Annotated in this window: 15 protein-coding genes and 1 tRNA gene; 9 read left to right on the forward strand and 7 right to left on the reverse strand. The window is 70.1% G+C overall.

Annotated features, from left to right (window positions below):
- From ACFQ4H_RS23920 to ACFQ4H_RS23930, 3 genes are all read right to left on the reverse strand, one after another.
- Positions 1-2,197: hypothetical protein (locus tag ACFQ4H_RS23920; protein WP_377574274.1), on the reverse strand; the 2,197-nt coding region annotated here is incomplete at its 3' end.
- On the reverse strand, positions 2,194-4,341 hold the full coding sequence (locus tag ACFQ4H_RS23925) for a hypothetical protein (protein WP_377574277.1): 2,148 nt from the start codon (positions 4,339-4,341) through the stop codon (positions 2,194-2,196). The genes ACFQ4H_RS23920 and ACFQ4H_RS23925, both read right to left, overlap by 4 nt.
- Before the next feature lie 681 nt (positions 4,342-5,022).
- The gene (locus tag ACFQ4H_RS23930) at positions 5,023-5,916 is read right to left on the reverse strand and encodes a PhzF family phenazine biosynthesis protein (protein ID WP_377574279.1); all 894 of its coding nucleotides are present in this window, start codon (positions 5,914-5,916) and stop codon (positions 5,023-5,025) included.
- Positions 5,917-6,061: 145 nt separating this feature from the next.
- Between ACFQ4H_RS23930 and ACFQ4H_RS23935 the strand changes: the two genes are divergently transcribed.
- Positions 6,062-6,124 (forward strand) — tRNA-OTHER (locus tag ACFQ4H_RS23935).
- Positions 6,125-6,806: 682 nt separating this feature from the next.
- Positions 6,807-8,357 carry a TROVE domain-containing protein gene (locus ACFQ4H_RS23940; RefSeq protein WP_377574282.1) on the forward strand — a complete coding sequence of 517 codons (1,551 nt, stop codon included), beginning with the start codon at positions 6,807-6,809 and terminating at the stop codon, positions 8,355-8,357.
- Between the two features lie 68 nt (positions 8,358-8,425).
- Here ACFQ4H_RS23940 and ACFQ4H_RS23945 read toward each other — a convergent pair whose 3' ends face one another.
- Positions 8,426-10,042 carry an ADP-ribosyltransferase domain-containing protein gene (locus tag ACFQ4H_RS23945; RefSeq protein ID WP_377574285.1) on the reverse strand — a complete coding sequence of 539 codons (1,617 nt, stop codon included), beginning with the start codon at positions 10,040-10,042 and terminating at the stop codon, positions 8,426-8,428.
- Between the two features lie 317 nt (positions 10,043-10,359).
- Between ACFQ4H_RS23945 and ACFQ4H_RS23950 the strand changes: the two genes are divergently transcribed.
- Positions 10,360-11,028 (forward strand): macro domain-containing protein, encoded by a 669-nt coding sequence (locus ACFQ4H_RS23950; protein ID WP_377574288.1) that lies wholly within the window; start codon positions 10,360-10,362, stop codon positions 11,026-11,028.
- A gap of 23 nt (positions 11,029-11,051) precedes the next feature.
- Positions 11,052-11,249 carry a hypothetical protein gene (locus tag ACFQ4H_RS23955; protein WP_377574291.1) on the forward strand — a complete coding sequence of 66 codons (198 nt, stop codon included), beginning with the start codon at positions 11,052-11,054 and terminating at the stop codon, positions 11,247-11,249.
- A gap of 79 nt (positions 11,250-11,328) precedes the next feature.
- Here ACFQ4H_RS23955 and ACFQ4H_RS23960 read toward each other — a convergent pair whose 3' ends face one another.
- Positions 11,329-14,640, reverse strand: a complete 3,312-nt coding sequence (locus ACFQ4H_RS23960) for a type 2 lanthipeptide synthetase LanM family protein (RefSeq protein ID WP_377574294.1) — start codon at positions 14,638-14,640, stop codon at positions 11,329-11,331.
- The gene (locus ACFQ4H_RS23965) at positions 14,630-14,842 is read right to left on the reverse strand and encodes a mersacidin/lichenicidin family type 2 lantibiotic (protein ID WP_377574297.1); all 213 of its coding nucleotides are present in this window, start codon (positions 14,840-14,842) and stop codon (positions 14,630-14,632) included. Before ACFQ4H_RS23965 ends, ACFQ4H_RS23960 begins: the two co-directional genes overlap by 11 nt.
- A 276-nt stretch (positions 14,843-15,118) precedes the next feature.
- Here ACFQ4H_RS23965 and ACFQ4H_RS23970 point away from each other — a divergent pair, with 276 nt between their 5' ends.
- Positions 15,119-15,985 carry an SDR family oxidoreductase gene (locus ACFQ4H_RS23970; RefSeq protein WP_377574300.1) on the forward strand — a complete coding sequence of 289 codons (867 nt, stop codon included), beginning with the start codon at positions 15,119-15,121 and terminating at the stop codon, positions 15,983-15,985.
- Positions 15,986-16,025: 40 nt separating this feature from the next.
- On the opposite strand, the gene ACFQ4H_RS23975 is transcribed toward ACFQ4H_RS23970, so the two are convergent.
- Entirely contained in the window at positions 16,026-16,436 is a 411-nt protein-coding gene (locus ACFQ4H_RS23975) for a LuxR C-terminal-related transcriptional regulator (protein ID WP_377574302.1), read from the reverse strand.
- Here ACFQ4H_RS23975 and ACFQ4H_RS23980 point away from each other — a divergent pair.
- From ACFQ4H_RS23980 to ACFQ4H_RS23995, 4 genes are all read left to right on the forward strand, one after another.
- A complete protein-coding gene (locus tag ACFQ4H_RS23980) occupies positions 16,423-16,680 on the forward strand; it encodes a putative manganese transporter (RefSeq protein WP_377574305.1) in 258 nt (85 codons plus the stop codon). The genes ACFQ4H_RS23975 and ACFQ4H_RS23980 overlap by 14 nt on opposite strands.
- Before the next feature lie 252 nt (positions 16,681-16,932).
- Positions 16,933-17,499 (forward strand): hypothetical protein, encoded by a 567-nt coding sequence (locus ACFQ4H_RS23985; protein ID WP_377574308.1) that lies wholly within the window; start codon positions 16,933-16,935, stop codon positions 17,497-17,499.
- Complete coding sequence (locus ACFQ4H_RS23990; protein ID WP_377574311.1) at positions 17,496-17,972, forward strand: phage holin family protein; 477 nt, start codon at positions 17,496-17,498, stop codon at positions 17,970-17,972. The genes ACFQ4H_RS23985 and ACFQ4H_RS23990 overlap by 4 nt, the downstream gene beginning before the upstream one ends.
- Complete coding sequence (locus ACFQ4H_RS23995; protein WP_377574313.1) at positions 17,969-18,634, forward strand: DUF3618 domain-containing protein; 666 nt, start codon at positions 17,969-17,971, stop codon at positions 18,632-18,634. Before ACFQ4H_RS23990 ends, ACFQ4H_RS23995 begins: the two co-directional genes overlap by 4 nt.
- Positions 18,635-18,730: the final 96 nt, after the last annotated feature.

Consider the following 18,730-nt stretch of genomic DNA (forward strand, 5'->3'; position numbering starts at 1 on the left):
TGGTGTCCGGGCCGGCGACGCCGACGAGGGCCAGCAGGTCGCGGGCTGCCGGGCCGCCCCAGGAGTACGCGACGCGGGACACCAGTGCGCGCAGTGCCGCCCACAGCGTGCCGACGGGGATGCCCAGGCCCAGGTCGGGCCGGGTCGGGTCGATCGGTCCGGCGGTGGGCAGCCGTAGGTCCCCGAGGGGGTACGAGGTTTCGTCGACGACGACGGTCAGCCCCCGTACGGTCGCCGTGGCGGTGATCGGGGTGCCCAGTGTCCAGCCGACGTCGACCCGTACCCCGTCGGTGTGGACGGTCACCCCGCCGACGGCCGGTGCGACGGCGGCGAACGCGGCGGCGACGGCCGCCGACCCGAGCCAGGTCGCGGGCCCGCCGTCGGGGGCGAGTGGAACACTGACCAGGGTCAGCCGAGCGTCGGCCCGCCACGGCTGGGCAGGGTCGAGGGCCGACCCGGCGGCGAGGCCGAGGCCGAGGGTGAACACCGGTGCGCCCGGGGTGCCGGAGTCCCACAGCGACAGTCGGACGGCCAGCGCCGTACCGGCGAATACCGGCAGGTCGACCGGCCAGGGCGCGGCGGGGGGGCCGGCCCCGACGACGGTCGGGGTGTCGACACCGGCCAGCCGGGCGAGGTCGGCCAGCAGCGGCGCCCAGCCCGGCGAGGTGGTACGCAGCGCCCGGTAGTAGGCGCTGACGGCGGCGGCCGGTGCGGTGGTCGGCAGTGCGGGGTCAACGCCGGGTGTCGTACCGAGGCCGACGAGCCGGCGGAGCGCGGCGACCGGCCCGGCGGCGGCGCCCAGGCCGGCGTCGATGGCCTCGGTGAGCAGCGACTGCGCGGCAGCGGTCAGGGAACGGGCGTCGGTGAGGTCCACCAGCGGCAGTTCGGTCGGGGTGCCGTCGAGGTCGAGGTGTACGTCACGCAGTTCCAGCAGTGGTCGGACGGCCCGATCGGCGGCGCTGTACCGGACTCCGGCGCGAAGCCGGCCGACCTGGAACGCCCCGACGGCCTCGCCGTCGGCCGGGTACAGCCGACCACCGGTGGCGGGGGCGGTGACCACGAGGTCGAGCCGCTCGAAGAGGGTGACCGGGGTGGCGTCGCCGAGTGGCATGACCAGCAGGACGGCGTCGCCGTCGACCCGGGCGTCCACACCGGTCCCGGCGTAGCCGATCCGGGCACCCCACACCAGGGCCGTGCCCCCGGTCGCCGGGTCGGTACGCACACCGATGGTCAGCGCGACGGCGGGGTCGTCGACCAGTTGGAAGACGATCGGATCGGCTTCGGTGGGCAGCTCGGTACGGCCCGAGACGGGTCGGCCGAGCAGTTGGCCGACCGAGTCGAGCCAGGCCACCAGGCCTGGAACACCGGTGTCGGTACGGGACGTGGCCAGCCTGGCCAGCCAGTCACGGAAGGCGGCCGGGCCTTCGGCCAGGCGGTCCAACGGTAGTGGTGCCAGTCCTGGCATCAGCCCGAGCAGGCCGGGCAGGTGCTCGGCGACCAGCCGTACCGGCTCGGGCACCGTGTCGGACAGTTCGGCGAGGACCAGCCGCAGCAGGGTGGTGACCAGGGTGGCGGCGCCCGCGCTGCCGGCCCCCGGGTCGAGTACCAGGGGCGTGGACATGCCGGGCAGGCCGGTGATGGTGACGATGAGCCGGGTCTGCGCCTCGTGTGGTGGGGCGACCAGCAGGACGCTGGCTTCGGCGGTCGCCCCGGTGTCACCGAGTGGGGTGCGTACCCGCAGCCGCACCGGGTGTTCCGGGGTGGCGGCGACCGGTTGCAGGCCGTCGCCGTCGGCGACGAGCAGGTCGAGCTGTGCGGTGACGCCGGGCCCACCGGCCATCGGTCCGCCCTCGGCGGCCAGGCCGAGGGTCAGCCGCCCCTCCCCCTCCTCGCGGACGATCAGGAAGAGTTGCCCCTTGCCGTCCTGGGCCAGCAGCGGCACGTGCCGGGTGCGTACGCCGAGCGGGTCCCGGCCGATGGTCGGGAAGCGCGGGTCGTCCTGCGGCAGCAGCGCGACAATGGCCCGGACCAGGGCCGCGCGCTGGATGTCGTCGCTGACGAGCTTTCCGATGCGTCCCCACGGGTCGGTGAAGAACGCCTCGTCCAGCCGCAGCTTTCCGCCCGTGCCTGGGACGAGCAGGCCCAGCGCGGTGCCGAGGTCGGTGAGGTCGGCGTCGAGTCCGTCCACGTTGATCATGCGCCCACCCATCCGTGGAAGCTGCCCGGTGCGCCGTCGAGGCCGGTCAGCTCGGTGTCGTTCTTGAACCGGTCCTGCAGGAGCAGGAGATAGTGGTCCCGGATCTGCTTGTCGTAGATGTCCCGCTCGATGAGGTAGTTCAGCTGAAACAGCCGCAGCCAGGCCGGCCGTAGCGGGGCGGTGGCCGGCTCTGGGTCGAACGGCCGTAGTTCGTGCTGCGTCGCCGGGTCGAGCCGGGCGATGGCCCGTTCCGTACGGGTGATGGCGGCGTCGATCGCCGGCGGCACCTTCGCCGGCTTGTTGATGTGCTGGTCGAGGGCCACCGCCGCCAGGAATTCGGAGCTGATGAAGTCGCGGATGCGGAACTGTCGGCCGCGCACCTTCAACGCCGCGCCGGCAAGCGGCTGTCGGGCCAACCGTTCGAACCGCCAGATGCCGGTCCAGATCTGGGTGACCTTGTATTCGGTGGAGCACAGCGAGGCTATCCGGACGCGGGCGCACCAGTGCGGTGCAATGTGGTACTTGTTGCCGGTCTTGGTGACGCCGAAGAACGCCTGCCGGGGCTTGACCGCGTTCTGTGCCCCGGTCGGTGCCGGGAGCCGCCGCCGGGGCTGGCCCGGCGGTACTTCGAACAGCGTCGCATAGACCGGCGCGAAGTCCTTGCCCGCCTTCGGTGTCCCGTCGGCGTTGTATGCCTCGGGGTTGGCAGCCTGTACCTTGACCGGGTCGGGCGTTTCGGCGACGGCCTCCACGCCGGCGGATTTCCACCACAGCTCGACCTGCAGGCCCCACATGCCGAAGTAGAGGTCGTACAGGTCCGGGGCGGCGTTCTTGTAGCGGGCCAGCAGCACGGTGAGTTCCTCGTTGACGTGCGCCGACCATTGCTGGATGCCGGTGGAGAGCAGGCCGGCGTCCGCACTGCGGGAGGCGTCGAGCATGCCCTCCTTCGGGGAGATCAGCCGTACGACCCGCAGCCGGGCCCGTTCAGCGTCGCTGGTCAGCCCGATCAATGCCTCGTTGGCCTCGATGAAGCTGGCGGGTTCGAGACGGCCGCCGTAGGCCGGGCCGTACCAGGTCTTGGTGTTCTCGGTGGTCTGCTGACCGAGGTGCAGGTCACGTCCGTGGATCATGTACCGGATGCCGCCGGCCTTCTCCTGCGTGGGCGCGTCGGTGGCGTTGACCGCGGTGAGGGGTGCGGTGGCGGCGACGGGTGGCAGCGGCAGTTCGTCCGGTACGACGCGGGGGCCCACCAGCTCCGGTGGCTGCCAGACGCCCGCCTCGGTACGGGTGAGCCCGAGAGCGGTGCCCAGCGCTGTCACCGCAGCGGTCGCCTCCGCGCCGGTGGCACGGCTGGCCAGGGTGAACAGGCGGCGCAGCAGGGCGTGCCCGGAGGTGACGCCGGCCAGCAGCTCCAACTCCCAGGCGGCCACCCTTGCGGTGATCTTCACCGCGAGGGTGGCGGCGTCGGCCGGGTTGGTGGTCTCGACCTGGCGCAGGATCTCCACGATCCGGAAGACCGCCTCGAACGGGTTGCCCACGATCCGGCGCTCCACGAACGCGGCCATGTCGTCCAGGCTCAGGCCGGTACGCCAGGTCGCGACGACCTGGCGCAGCAGGTTCGGCTCCGGCAGGCGCAGTGACGCGGCGGGCAACTCCAGCACCGTGGCGGCGATCTCCGGGTGGGCGAGGCCCAACAGCCGCACCGCCTCCCAGTCGGTGTTCCACGAGTCACCGGCCTCGGTGACTTCCACCGGCAGCGGAAACCACAGGCCGGCCCGCCACGGTTCGCTGCTGTGCCAGGTGAGGTAGCTCTGGTTCCACGCCCACAGTCCACGGGCGATCTGGAGCCGGCCCTCGTCGGTGGGGGCGGTCATTCCGGCGGGCCAGAGGCGCTTGGTAATCCAGTGGGCAAGTCCGTGCACCGTGGCACCTGGACCGAGGAAGACCGACAGCGTGGGCCGTTGGTCTCCGGTGCGCCGGCCACCAGCCGTGTTGGTCAGCGGCCAGTCGACGACCGTCGGTGTCAGGGGCCCGGGCAGCGGCACCGGGTTGCGCAGTAGGGCGTTGTACGTCGACGGGGGCACGGCGCCGGGTTGGGCGGCGGCCAGGGTCGCGGTAGCGAGCGTCTGGGCCAGGGTGTTCACGTGGTTCTCTCCAGGTAGGACGGCCGCAGCGGCGCGCGGACGGTCAGCGGGACGGACTGGTCAGCGGGCTTTGATCTCCGCTTTCTCCGCGCGGAGCACCCGCGGGCGGGGGCGAGTCGTGCCGCCACGTCACTCCTCCTCGTCCATGCGCGGCGCGCCGATCAGGCTCTCCGGGTCGTCGCCGTCGGCGGCGACCACGGCGTACCCGACGCTGCCGTGGTCGGTGTCCATGGGTGTTCCTCTCCGGCCGTGGACCCGCGGGCAGGCGGATCCCGGCCACTGCGACAGGGATCGCGACGGGCCCGGACCTGCATGCGGCGGCCGGGACGGGCGAACCCGTCCGGCCAATGTGGACAGTCAGGTCGCGCTTCCGTCGCTGCACACACGATGAGGGTGGGACGGGGGGTTCCGGAAGGAAGAGTCGTGTTCCTGGCAGGAACCCTGCCGCTGCGGTTGGCGGGTGACGCCGATCGGCTGGGCACGGCAGCAGGAGTGCCGATGGTTGGCAAACACAACGACAGAAGATGGATGACGCTCGGGTGATCGGTTCGACCCTCGGGTGCGCGCCGACTCCGTCGGACGGGCGGCAGGGCCCGACAGCGTCCCGACCACCGGATCCTCGACCGTCAGCGACGACGATCCGGCCGGACCGCAGCTGCCCGGACCGCCTGTTACCGGTGGCTACCGGTTCCAGTCCAGCCGGCGGGTGTGGCTGATCGCCGCGTGCCCGCCGACATGAACCACCAGCCCGGTTGGCCGGGACTCCGCCACCGCAGTGATGGTGGATGGGGCACCGAGGGAGTCGCCCATGTCGACGGCGATGTCGGTCCTGCCCCGGCCGGCGAATTGGGCGGCGAGGCAGGCGGCGCTGTTGGCGTTGGCGATGTCCTCGGGCACCCCGATGGACGGCGCGAACATCCGGGCCGCGATTCGACCACCCGTCGGCATGGTGTGGACGCAGCAGCCCAGTAGGCCGAGGCGGTCGCAGACCTCACGGAGCCGAACGAGGTCCGGGGCGAGGTTGGTAAGGGCGTCCCCGGCCGCCACCGGCACCAGCAGCCGCGCTCGCCCCAACGAGGCGACACGGGGATCCGACGCGAGCGTATCCGGGGCGAGGCCGAGGGGCGCAAGGACGAGGTCGAGTTCGGCGCCGGTGGCGTCACGCAGGTCGACGCCTCCGGTTCGGAAGACGGCCCGGATCTGCTGGCCGTCCCGGACGGCCCGGCCGGTGAAGGTACGACCGGACGTACTCAGGGTGGCCTCGTACTCCCGACCTGCGGTACGCGCGGCGAGATGGGCCAGCGCGGCAACCGTCCCGTGGCCACAGGCGGGCAACTCCCCTCCGCTGGTGAAGAAGCGCAGCGAGGCCAGCACGCGCCCCTCCCCCGCGCCACTCGGTACGTCTTCGCCGACGGAGACGAAGACCGCATGCGAGGTCCCCATGAGGCGGGGCACACTCGCCCGCTGCTCGTCAGTCAGGGGCAGGTCGTCGAGGACGGCGGTCGGGCTGCCGCCATCTCCCTCGCGCAGGCACGCATTTACGATCGTAACGAGCGGGCTGCCACCACTGTTCATGAATCCGACCGCTCGTCGAGTGAAGGCATGTGAGGAACGTACCGGCAGGCGGGCAGAGGGGCAGAGGATGACCTGCCTCGTACGGACCGTACGGATTCGGCTTGCTGGCATGCGTCCGGTCGCATATCGTGCGTTGGCACCTCCCGGTGCGCAGGCAACGGCTACTTCCGCTTCCAACGGGGAGACGCGGGTTCGAATCCTGCCGCCGCCTCGGCGGTGTCGACCAGCGGCCGAGGTCACCTTGGCCCGCAAGGGCCGGTCGCCGTCGCCGCTCCGGTCTCGGGAGGTGTGTTCACGCCGCATACCCGGTGCGAAGGCGACGGTTCCTTCCTCCGGCAGATCAAGCCCGTCGCCACCGTTTGCCCTCGGGGAGCGTTCAAGCCGCATGCCCGGTGCGCAGACAACGGATACTTCTAATCTATGGGTCGGGGGTTCGAGTCCCCTCCAGCCTGACGGCCGGTAGCTCAGATGGCAGAGCAATAGGCACTTCCGTTCCGTTGTCGTCCCTCGATCTCGGGTATGCGGCTTGTTCTCCCTCGTCCGTCTCCACGGGGCAGCAAAACCCTTTGCCCGGCTGACGTTGCCACAGCTAGCCTCGTGCACGCACTTCCCGGTGCGAAGGCAACGGTTACATCTTGGCGGGCCCATGGCACGCTGCAAAGTACGTCCGTCGCCAACTTCCGATCTCGGGAGGCGCCGCTACACCGCATACCCGGTGCGCAGGCAACGGTTACTTCATCGGATCCGCAGGTTGAGGGTTCGAATCCCTCGAACACCTTCGGGTTGATAGCTCAATCGGACAGAGCAGCGGACGCAGTCCGTTGCCGACTTCCGGTCTCGGGTGTGTGGTGTGGTGACGTCTCCCTATCCCGCAGGCATAGGGGAACAGGATGGCCAAGTTCAACGTCAAGCTGCGCCAGAACAACCACGGGGCGGACCTCGGGGCCGACAGGATCGTGACCGCCGAGGGCGCACCGGGTTTCGCCCGCGATCCGCGTACCGCCCTCTTCCTACTGGGTGTGTCGAACATGGTCGGTGAGGACACCTTCTACGAGGGTGCCGCTGGCCGGGATACCCGGTTCCGGGAACTGGTCGCCGACGTTGCGGTCACCGACCCCGAGTGGTTCGCACGTTTCGTGCCGTGGCTGCGTACCGGCGCGATGCTGCGTTCGGCGTCGGTGGTGGCGGCCCTTGAGGGGGCGCGTGCACAGGTCACGGCGGGCATTCCCGGCTCGCGGGCGATCGTCGACGCCGCGTTGCAGCGGGCCGACGAGCCGGGCGAGGCGCTGGCCTACTGGCTGGGGCGATACGGCCGGGCGGTGCCGAAGCCGGTCAAGCGGGGCATCGCGGATGCGGCCGTACGGCTGTACCACGAGCGCAGCCTTCTCAAGTACGACTCCGACAGCAGCGCGGTGCGGTTCGGTGACGTCGTCGACCTGACCCATCCGACGGCGAAGAACGGGCGACAGGGTGATCTGTTCCGGCATGCTCTGGATCGGCGTCACCAGCGCGACAACCCGATTCCGGCTTCGTTGGAGCTGCTGACGGCCCGGGCGGAGCTGATGGCGTTGCCGGTGGAGCAGCGTCGGGAGATCACCGATCCGGCGGTGCTCGGCGCGGCTGGTATGACCTGGGAGGCGCTCGCCGGATGGCGACAGACCGCGATGGACGCGACCGCGTGGGAGGCGATCATCCCGAGCATGGGCTACCTGGCGCTGTTGCGTAACCTTCGCAACTTCGACCAGGCCGGTGTGAGCGACGCGGTGGCGGAGTCGGTAGCCGCCAGGCTGGCCGATCCGACGCAGGTGACAGCGTCGCGCGTGCTGCCGATGCGGTTCCTGTCGGCGTACAACGCGGCACCGAGCCTGCGGTGGGCGTACCCGCTCGAAAGGGCGTTGCAGCACGCGCTGGCGAACGTGCCCGCTCTGGACGGCCGGACCCTGGTCCTGATCGACACGTCAGGGTCGATGAACAGCGGGTTCAGTAAGGACGGCACGCTGCGCTGCTGGGACGCGGCAACCGTGTTCGGACTCGCACTGGCGGCTCGCGCCCGGGATGCGACGGTGGTCTCGTTCTCCAACGCCACCCGGGTGTTTCCAGCGGTGGCGGGTGAGTCGGTGCTGGCGGCGGTACGACGGTTCAAGGACGGCGGCTACTTCTACGGCGGCGGGACCGAGACCGAGAAGGCCGTCCGGGCACACTACGACCGCCACGACCGGGTGGTCATCCTCACCGACGAGCAGGCGCACTGGCACGGCTCGACGGATGTGGCGGCGGCGGTGCCGGAGCAGGTTCCGGTGTACACCTGGAACCTGGCCGGCTACCGGGTCGGGCACACGCCGACCACCGGAAACCGGCACACCTTCGGCGGCCTGTCCGACGCCGCGTTCCGGATGATCCCACTCATCGAGGCGGGGTCCCGCGAGCAGTGGCCGTTCTGACGTAGATCTCTCGGGCGCCGGCCGGGCGCACCACCGCGATCGCGGTGGTGCGCCCGGATTCGGGCTGCCTAAGCCACCATGCGCTGCTCGGCCAGTTCGGTCAGGCGGACGGTACAGAGTCCACCACGTTCGGCCTTCACCTCGGTCACCTTGAGCTGGGTACCGGGAGCGAGGATGAACTCCTCCTCACCGGTGAAAGCGGAGAAACTGCGGATGCCGACGGCCCGGGCGGGCGACACCTCGAAGAGGGTCCGCTTGCCGCGGTGGCCGAGGAACGCCTGGGCCACGCTGAGCTTCGAGGTACACGAGGAAACCCCCCACCACGTCACGGTCTGGCCGAGCGGGTACTGCGCCCGCAGGTCCAGCGCCACCCCGCGCCACAGCAGCTCCCTGCGGACCGGCAGCCGTGACACGGCCGAGAACAGAAGGCGGAGGTACGGCAGGTACGGCAGGATCTGCGTACGGTCCGGGTTGCGCAGGGTGGCGTTGATCTGCCGGTAGAACGCCGACTCGCAGGTGTAGAGGTAGACAGCGGCGACCTCGTCGGCGGACAGGCCGTCGGCTCCGCCGTCCACCTGTCGCATACCGAACTGGTGTGACTGCTCCACGTGCCAGTCGAGACCGGACAGCCGTTTGGCGACCGGTGCGACAGCCTCGCGGAAGTCCATGAGCGGGGTGTCGAACACGCCGGTGATCTCGGGCAGCGCCAGCCCCTCGTCCTTGACGCTGGCAAGCCGCTCGAGGTAGAGCTTGTGCAGCTCCATGGTGGAGGCGATGAACGCACCCATCCGGTCGGCGGTGTCCGCGTCCGTACCACCGCCCTGCGCCGTGACCGCGTTCCACCCCTTGCTGGGCAGCCAGTCGATCTCGTCGGCCCCGAGTGTCCTGAGCGCCGCGTTCACCGCACCGAAGTGGTCTCCGTCACAGAAGATGTCGCCCTGTGCCGCGGGGTTGGGATGGTCGATGTGCCGGACCTCCACCCCGGGGTACTTCTGCTGGAGCCGGAGTACGACGTTCTTCAGGCTCCGGGCATGAGCCCCCCACCACGCGAACACCACACCCCGGTCCTCCTCGTCGGCATCCTGCTTGGCCCGCAGGATCTCCTCGACGAGCTTCTCGACGACCGGTCGCCAGAACGTGGTGTGCTGATCGGTGGCCATCGCGCCGTCGCTGCTGGCGGTGAGGGCCGCGTTCAACAGCAGCACGCCCTGCGTCAGCATCGCCTGGAACCACTCCGGCGGCTGTACGGTGTCTTGCTTCTTCAGGAGTGCGCGGATGTCGGCGATCGGGGTCTTCTTGGGTATGCCGTGTTTCCACATCGCCGCCGCCTTGATGATGCAGCGGATGCTGACGACCCGACCGAACTGGCTGTCCGCCCAGTCGTGGAAGGTGTTGTCGAACATGGCGATGCCGGTGGCGCTCTCCGGCCGCGGATACGGGTTCTGTCCGAAGACGACCACCTTCCACTTCTGCGGCGGGTTCGGCTTCAGCGCCTGGAAGGTCAGTTCCCGGACCGGCACAACCTGCGGGCTGCGGCCCGGGCCGATGAAGGTGGCTGCGCCCGGCCGCGCCTCGATGACCGGCTTCAGCAGCGGCAGCCACGGCTCGCCACCGCCGGAGAAGAGTTCGGCGAGGCCCAGCGGGTCATCCGGGGTGGACGGCGTCGGGGCGTTGCTGTCGCTCATCGTGGGCTCCCGGAATGGCGAGCCGTACCGGTGACGGCACGGGCGGTCGAAGTGGGAAGTTGCGCCACGCGGACCCCGGATGCGGCATCACAGAACCAGCTAACCCGCTCTCTGGTACGGGTGAGCTTGGCTTTTCTGTCGTGGACGGCCGCGTATCGGGGCTTGGCCGGCGCAAGGCGTACGGCAGATTAGCACCGGGCCGGCGCGTCCGTCATCGCGGAGATCGGCTACCGGTCTCCGCCGGAATCCTGTTTGTCAGTGGGTTCCGCTACCTTTCGTCGCGCTGGAAACAACCCCTCCCACGACCGGAGTGAGCCATGACCGTCGACCACGTGAAGCCCCGACTCAGGGTGGTGCTGAGGGATGTCAACGCCAAGGTGGTGCAGGCATGGCGCTCGGCGTTCGCCGACACCCCCGAGGTCGAAATCGCCAAGGGGTCGATCATCAACCAGCACGTCGACGCCTGGGTCAGCCCGACCAACTCGCGCGGACGGATGGACGGCGGGGTCGACGCGGTCATCAAACGGCACCTCGGGGCGGGGATCCAGCTACGTGTCCAGCGTGCGATCCGTGACCAGTTCGGCGGGTCGCTACCGATCGGAAGTGCCGTGTGTGTACCGTCCGGGGCGACCAGTCCGAAGTTCCTGATCTCGACGCCGACGATGACGGAGTCGGCGGAGAACGTACGCGAGACGCTGAACGTCGCTCTGGCCTGCGCCGCCGCGTTCCAGGCCATCCATATGCAGAACGAGCGGGAGCCGGGCAGTATCGGGTCGGTTGCGCTGGTCGGCATGGGCGCGGCAACGGGTCGGGTGCCGGCGCAGGTCTGCGCCAACCTGATGTGGGCCGGCTACACCCTGTTCAACGACTACTCCTTCCGGGACTACGACGACCTGCGAGAGACGGTCTGTGAACAGCTCGCCGACATCGAGGCCCGTCCCGAGCAGGAGCGGGTCCGGATCACTGCCCCGGCCTCCCGGCGCTGACCAACCCGTGGAGGTGCCCCCCAGTGGGCGATCGTTCGTTCATGCTCGCCACCCGGATGCCGATGTCGCGCGACGGGTTCCACGAATGGCTCCGTACTCCCCTGCCCGGCCTCGACATCATCGACAATCCGGCGGCGATGTGGACCGGCTGGGATCCATCCGGTGTGCTGGGCCCTGCCGTACGGGAGCATGTCGCCGATACGAACTCTGCACCCCGCTGACGTGGGAACGTGCCGGGACGGCAGATTCTCGGTCCGTTCCCACGTCAGCACGCTTCGGAACGGATGCCGGCAGCGATGGTCAGAGCCGGGGCGGTTCCTGCGCCGTTACCGACGGAAACCGCTCCGGGTCGGCGGCGCGTAGCAGGCCGTACCCGACACCGGCGATCCCGGAGAAGAACCCGGCAATCTCGACGTTTCGCGGTAGGCCGCAGAGCCAGCCCCGCTCGTCGATGGCGTCCATGATGCCGCTGGCATGCCGCTGGGCCGTCTCGGCGAGTACGGAGTCGTCGAGCTGCCGTGCGGCCAGGAGCAACAGTTCCAGGCTGCCGAAGTCACCGTGGCACATGGACAGTCCGTACCCGAATCCCCGGTCGACCGTGGTGCGGATCGCGACGTCCAGTTCCGTCCGCGCCGTCGGGTCGTCCAGCACCGGCATGGTCAGCAGCTTGGCGATACCGATCCCGGGTGCACCGTGACACCACGCCACCCGGTCGGTCGTCACGTCGCGCTCCGACTCGATCCGTACCGCAGCGGTGGGCTCGACCGCGTGCCGGACATCCCGCCAGTTACCGGTGGCCGGCTCGAACAACTCCCGTTCGTAGCCGACCGCCCGCGCTGCGGCATCCCGGTACCGCTCGTCCCCGAGTACTCGGGTGGCGGTCACCAGGGCGGCGGAGATCCCCGCTGTGCCGTGGGCGAAGCCAGCCAGGGGTTGGCTGGCCAGACCGTTCTCCGCCATCAGCCGGGGCAGCCAACTGGCGCCCGCGCCGTACGGCTGCTGGTGGGCGACCAGGTGGTCGGCGGCCGACCGGATCAGGTCCAGGGTGCTGCCGGCACCGTCCACCTGATGGAGCCCGGCCAGGGCGAGCAGCGAACCGGCCGCCCCGTCGGCCACCGCGAACTCGGTGTCCTGCCCGAGGGTCCGGCCGATCCGGGCCGCCAGTGCGTGCGCCTCGGCAAGCAGTTCCCGATCCGCCCACAGCGTGCCCAGGTGGGTGAGCGCGTACACCATGCCACCGAGGCCGCACAGGCCGCCGAAGTCGGCATTCGCAGTGGGGTGTACCCGGCGAAGCGCCCGACGGCGGATCTGCCGAACGGCCGCAGCCGCAGCCTCCCTGGCGAGCCCGCGTAGTTGTCGGTCGCCACTGACCTCGGCGTAGTAACCGAGGAAGAACGCGATGCTGAGCACGCCGTCGTACATGCTCGGGCTGAGCGCCCCCACCGACCAGGTGCGCGGACGGGTACGGTGCGGACCCAGCCACAACGCCTCGCCGTCGGCACGAACCGCGATCTCGGCCAGCCGATGCGCCACGTCGGCCGCGCCCGCCAGGAACCGCTCCGGACCGGTCGGCCGATCGGCGGGGCGGAAGTCGTAGTACGTGTAGATCTGTGTCTCGCCACGCTGGAGCGCGTTGGTGGCGATGCAGGAGCGGACCAGCCACAGCTGCCGGGCCAGGTCGGTCTCGCTCAACTCGGCCAGCGTGGCCAACGCGCGGTCGAGCCCGGGTTCCAACGGTACGTCGGGCAGCGGGGCACCGGTACTGTCGTACAGCACCGCACCGCCCGGGGTCGCCGCGAACATCGGGACGTCGTTACGCCACAGGTCACGCCGCTCGGCCTCGATGACACCGGCCAGCCCGGGACGGTACACCGCGTCCCGCCAGAGCCAGTCGAAGTGTCGTTCCCGGTCCAGGCCACGCCGAAGCACGTCCGGGTGGAACGACGTGTCGAGCAGCATCGCGTACGTCACCGTGTCCCGGATCAGCACCCGGATCTCGTCGTCGGCGAACGCGCGCAGCAGCCCGGCCACCTCGTCGCGGTGCCGCAGCAGGGCGCGGTACACCTGCGCGAAGCCGGCCGAGACGTCGTCGCTGTAGTCCAACAGGCGCAGTTCCTCGTCACCGGCCACCGGCCGGTGCGCGGGCGCGCCAAGGTCCTGCCGTTCGATCCGCATCCGCATCGCGTCGGTGCCCTCGGCGTGTACGTAGGGCAGCCGGATCGGCGAACGCTGGCCCGGACTCCACCCCAGGCCGCTCAGGTCCACGTTGCCCTGTGCGGTCTGCCAGGTACCGGTGGGCAGCAGCCCGGCCTGCAACACCGAACCACTGGTCAACTCGGCGATCGCCCGTTCGGCGCCGGACTCGCCGACCATGACCAGGGTCGAGAGGCCGGGCTCGAACAGCGTCTCCAGGTCCACCAACACGGGCTGGTCACCGTCGGCGATGATGTTCTCGCCGTGGAAGTCGGCGGCCCGCACCAGGTAGAGCAGCGCCAGGAGACCGCCCTGACGACGGTAGAAGCGGTGGAGTTCGACGGTGTCCCGGCACGGGCGGGCGGTGACGAACTCGACCCAGCCGTAGGCACCACGGTCCAGACAGTGCAGGGTCCGCAGGGCCATCCCCTCGGTGCGGTCGTTGACCCATTCGAGTAGGCGCTGGAAGTGCCGGTCCACACCGACCGGGCGCGGCTTGTAGACCACCCGCAGGCCACCGGTGAAGTGCACCGTGGCCACCGACTGCCCATCCCGGTGGTTGTCGCCGAGGCCGGTGGCCACCTCCGTCACCCGGCCCGGGTCGGCCCCGTCCGCGAACTGCTCGGACAGGGCGGGCAGGTCTGCCGCCAGCCGGTCGAGCAACCGGGCCGTCTGAGCCAGCCAGGCCTGACTGACCTGTACGAGCTGCCGGGCCAGCACCGGGTAGCGGCACAGCAGGGACCAGCGTCGTGCGGGGGTACGCAGCTGGTTCAGGAAATCGTGCAGCCGTTCGGTGGGCGTGGCACCGGACAGCTGGCCGGTGACCCGGGCCACGCCGAGTTCCAGCAGGGTGGTGCGGCACAGCATCGCGTTGAGCCGGGGCAGCAGCCCGCCGGCCAGCAGGGCACCCGGCAGACCGGCGGGATCGTGGAACATCGTCTCCCGTCCGGCCAGGTGTTCGCCGAGCTGGCGGAGCATCACCATGGCGATCGGCTCGGCGACGGCCAGGAACGGGAAGTCGTCCGTACGCCACGGCGGAACGTCCGCCGGTTCGTTACGCGGGTCCGCGTACCAGCCGACCAGTTCCCGCACCCACGGCAGGGCCGTCCCCCCGGCATCCGGATCATCGGCGGTCGCGCCGGCCGCCGGTTCTGGCGCTGAGGTCCCCTCCGCCGCGAGTAGCAGGGTCAACGTGGGCTCGTCCAGCCCGGCTGCGGCCAGCCGGCTGGCCCACAGCCGCCCGGCTCCGGCGGATTCCGCTCCGGTCTGCTCGAAGGAGACCGCCGAGCGCCAGTCCCGTAGCCGCTGCCCTGCCCCGGCGAGTTCGTCCCGGCCGGTGTGCACCGGCCGGCTCAGCCACTCGGGCAGTGTCTGTGCCCTGGCGGAGGGGAAGCCCGTCAGCAGGAGGTCAACAGGCACAGCACGCGGGACCGGTGCTGGCCGGGCCGGTGTTGCAGGGGGTCATGTAGGTACTGCATGCCTCGTACATCTCCACCAGTTCGGCCAGTTCGGCGTTCAGGTCCCCGGCAGGGTGTGCCGGTAGCTGCGCGAGCTGCTCCGCGCTGAGGGTCGCGCGGTAGTCCGTGTCGGTCCAGGCCCGGACCGCATCCATCGTGGGCATCGTCGTCCTCTCGGTCGGTGGATCGGTGTCCCGCGCCGGGCGGAGCACACTTCGACGGACGTGATTGTCTCATCATCGTCGGAACGACGCCTTTCGATCATTCGCGAATGATGAAAGAAAAGCGCCGAGGACGGTCTCGGCCCGGCCGGATTCCGACGCCGAGCGGCGCCGGAACCAGAGCCGCCACCGTCGCCAGTCGGGTCCGTCCGACGCGCGAGGACGGCCGACAAGGTCGGCTTTGGGGATTATCGGCCAAGCTTTGGGTATCGGAGTGAGATGACCTCTTTTGACGATCTGCCTGCCCCGAGCCCTCAGGAACAGCCCTATCCCGGCGAATCAGCCGGCATGGACCCGCGCCCCCGTGACCAGATGACCGGGTACGTCGGCCGTGACCTGTTACATGGACGTCGAGCACTGGTGACCGGCGGCGACTCCGGCATCGGTCGCGCGGTTGCGATCGCCTTCGCCAAGGAGGGCGCGGACGTCGCCGTGGCCTATCTGAACGAGGACGAGGACGCCCGCAAGACGGCCGAGTTGGTCGAGGCGAGCGGCCGTCGATGCGTACTACTGCCCGGCGACCTGGCCGACGCCCAGCACTGTGCCGATGTGGTGTCCCGCAGCGCACAGGAACTCGGCGGCCTGGATCTCCTGGTCAACAACGTCGCCTATCAACAGAACGCCGACTCGCTGACAGAGATCTCCGAGGAACAGTGGCAGCACACCTTCGCCACCAACATCCACAGTTACTACCGGGTGACCAGGGCCGCGTTGGACCACCTGCCCGAGAACTCCGCGATCATCAACACCGCTTCGATCAACGGCCTCAAGGGCAACGGCCACCTGATCGACTACTCGGCCACGAAGGGTGCCATCATCGCGCTCACCTATTCCCTCGCCCAGTCGCTGATCAAGAAGCGGATCCGGGTCAACTGCGTCGCACCCGGGCCGGTCTGGACGCCCCTGATCCCGGCCACGTTCCCCGCCGACAAGGTGCAGGAGTTCGGCCACCAGGTGCCGATGGGACGGGCCGCCCAACCCGACGAGATCGCTCCGTCGTACGTCTTCTTCGCCAGCAACGAGCTGTCGTCCTACTACACCGGTGAGGTGCTGGCTCCGATCGGCGGCGTCACCCTGCCCGGATGACACCGCGGACTCCTCGAACCGGCAGCAGACCGCACGGGGCCTAAAGCAGGCCGGCATTGCCGGCCACGGCGGCGGCCTCCGTCCGGCTCGACACCCGGAGTTTGCGCAGCAACGATGCGGTCAGCCGCTTCACCGTACGTTCAGACAGGCGCAGTTCCTCGGCGATCTCCACCGTCCGACAGCCCTTGGCGATGAGCTGCAGGAGCCGCCGTTCCTCGTCGTCGAGCACGGCCGTCACGGGTGGGCCGTTGTGCGCCGGCCGGACCAGGGCTGCCAGCAGTTCGGCGGGTAGCACCGCCCACCCGCCCAAAAGTGCCAGGCGGGGCGGCATCAGTTCCTCGGGTTCGCTGCTCTTCGGTAGGTAGCCCTCCGCGCCGGCCCGCAGGGCCTGCACCATGAGGTCGGTCTCGTCGAGACCGGAGATCGCGACGACCCTGGTGGCCAACGCCATCAGCCAGGACGGTGACGCGCTGATCCTGCTGGCGGCCCTGCGCCGCCGGGCCGCAGCGACGGCCACGGTAATCGCCACGATTCCGGTGATTCTGGTCGGACTGGCGCTCCTGGCGTTCATGGGAGGAGAGGGCATCATGCGAATTCAGCCGCCGACCGAAACAGCCGCCCCCTTTCCAGCCAGACGCGCGATTTCCTCGCACTACACCGGGTACGGGGGAAACTCGCCGCACTCGCCGCCCTGAGCACCGTGACAGTTTCCATCGGCGGGTCGCCCTGGCTGTCCGTCGGCCTGCTGGCCGCAACCGCCCTGGTTCCGATCGCTCTGGTCGGCTATGGCGGATGGCCGGCACTGTTCGCCCTGCTCCCAGACAGGCGGACACCTCAGCTGATGGATCCAGCCCGGTATCCGGGCCCGGACGGGAATGACCCACATCCCAACGGGTATCCGGCGCACCAGCCGACGGATGCTCCCCGGCGGACAGAAAGGCAACCAGATGAGTCAGCAGCAGAGCGTGGACCGGTCCACCGGGCAACACAAGCTCCAGACCGCCCGGGACGAGACCTCACAGGTCGCCCAGCACACGACGCAGGCCGGGCGGCAGGTCGCCCAGACCGCAGCGGGTCAGGGCCGGGAGACGGTCGACGAAGCCCGTCGGCAGGCCCACAACCTGATGGAGCGGACCTCCGCGCAGCTGATGGAGCAGGCTGACGTGCAGCAGAAGCGGGCTGCGGCACGTCTGCGTACGCTCGGTGACGAACTCGCGTCGATGTCGAGCCGGGACGAGCAGCACGGAATGGCCGGTGACCTCGCCCAACAGGCCGCAGACCAGGCCCACCGCGCCGCCGACTGGCTCGACCAACGCCAACCGGGCGCGCTACTGGCGGAGGTACGCGAGTTCGCCCGTCGCAGCCCCGGTGTCTTCCTCGCCGGGGCGGTGGTGGCCGGCCTGGTCGCTGGTCGACTCACCAGGAACCTCGCCAGCGACGGCGCAGGCCCCACCGGCGGCGCGCACATGGCCAATCCGCCCGGGTCGGAGCCGAAGCGTGAGGCGCAGCAGTGAGCGCCGGTTCTCGTGGCAGGGTGGTGGCGGACGACAAGTCACACCAGTCGATCGGCGACCTGCTCGGCGACGTAACCCGCGACATGTCGATGCTGGTCCGCCAGGAGGTACAGCTCGCCAAGGCGGAGGTACGCCAGGAGGCAAAGACCGCGGGCAAGGCCGCCGGCATGTTCGCCGGAGCGGCTCTGGCCGGTGTCATGGTGCTGCTCTTCCTGTCGTACGCCGCTTGGTGGGGCCTGGCGAACGTCATCGACGAGGGCTGGGCCGCCCTCGCCGTCGCCATCGTGTGGGCGGTGGCCGCGGCGGTGCTGTTCGTCGTGGCACGATCCCGGCTACGTCAGGTCCGGCCAGGTGTACCACGCACCGTCGAGACCGCCCGACAGATCCCCGGCGCCGCCCTGGGCCGCCCAACCGGTGCCGATCATCGGACCGACGGCGATGGCCGCCGGCCGGAGAGCAAGGAGTGGCGATGACCGACCCGGACGAGATCCGACGTGACATCGAGCGCACCCGCGACGAACTGAGTGGGGATGTGAACGCCCTCACCCACAAGGTGGCGCCCCGGCGCGTGGCAGGGGAGACGATGTCACACGCACGTAGCCGATTGGCCGGTTTCAAGGAGCGGATCATGGGTGCACCTACGGATGGAGACGGCCACGTACGGGCGTCCGAGGCGGCCCAGCGGGTCTCTGCCGCCGGTTCGTCCATGCGGGGGGCGGCGGGAACGGCCCGGGAGAAGGCCGGTGAGGCAGCGGGAACGGCCCGGGAGAAGGTCGGCGAGGTCGGCCATGCGCAGCGGGAGCGGATCGAGGGCAGTCCCCTCGCTGCCGGCCTGATCGCCTTCGGCCTGGGTGTGCTGGTTTCCTCGATGCTGCCGTCCTCGGCGCGTGAGCGGCAACTCGCCGGTCGGGTCAGGGGCGAGGTGACCGAACACTCCGGCGAGATCAAACAGCAACTGGGCGGCATGGCCCATCAGGTGCGGGACAACCTGCGGCAGCCCACGCAGGAGGCCGCCGGTCAGGTCCGGTCTCGCGCCGCCGAGGGCGCCTCGACCGTACGGGAGCAGGGCCGCTCCACCGCCCAGGAGGTACGCGGGCAGGCGAAGGAGTCCGCAGAGGACGTCCGGCACGGCTGATCCTGCCGTCTCGGGTGCCGCCGTTACGTCATTCACCGCCCGCCGTCTCCGTGCGGACTCGACATGGACGACGCACGTTTCGGCGACGACACGATC

Origin of the sequence: Micromonospora sonneratiae, assembly GCF_042679305.1 — a bacterium.
GTDB lineage: Bacteria > Actinomycetota > Actinomycetes > Mycobacteriales > Micromonosporaceae > Micromonospora_H > Micromonospora_H sonneratiae.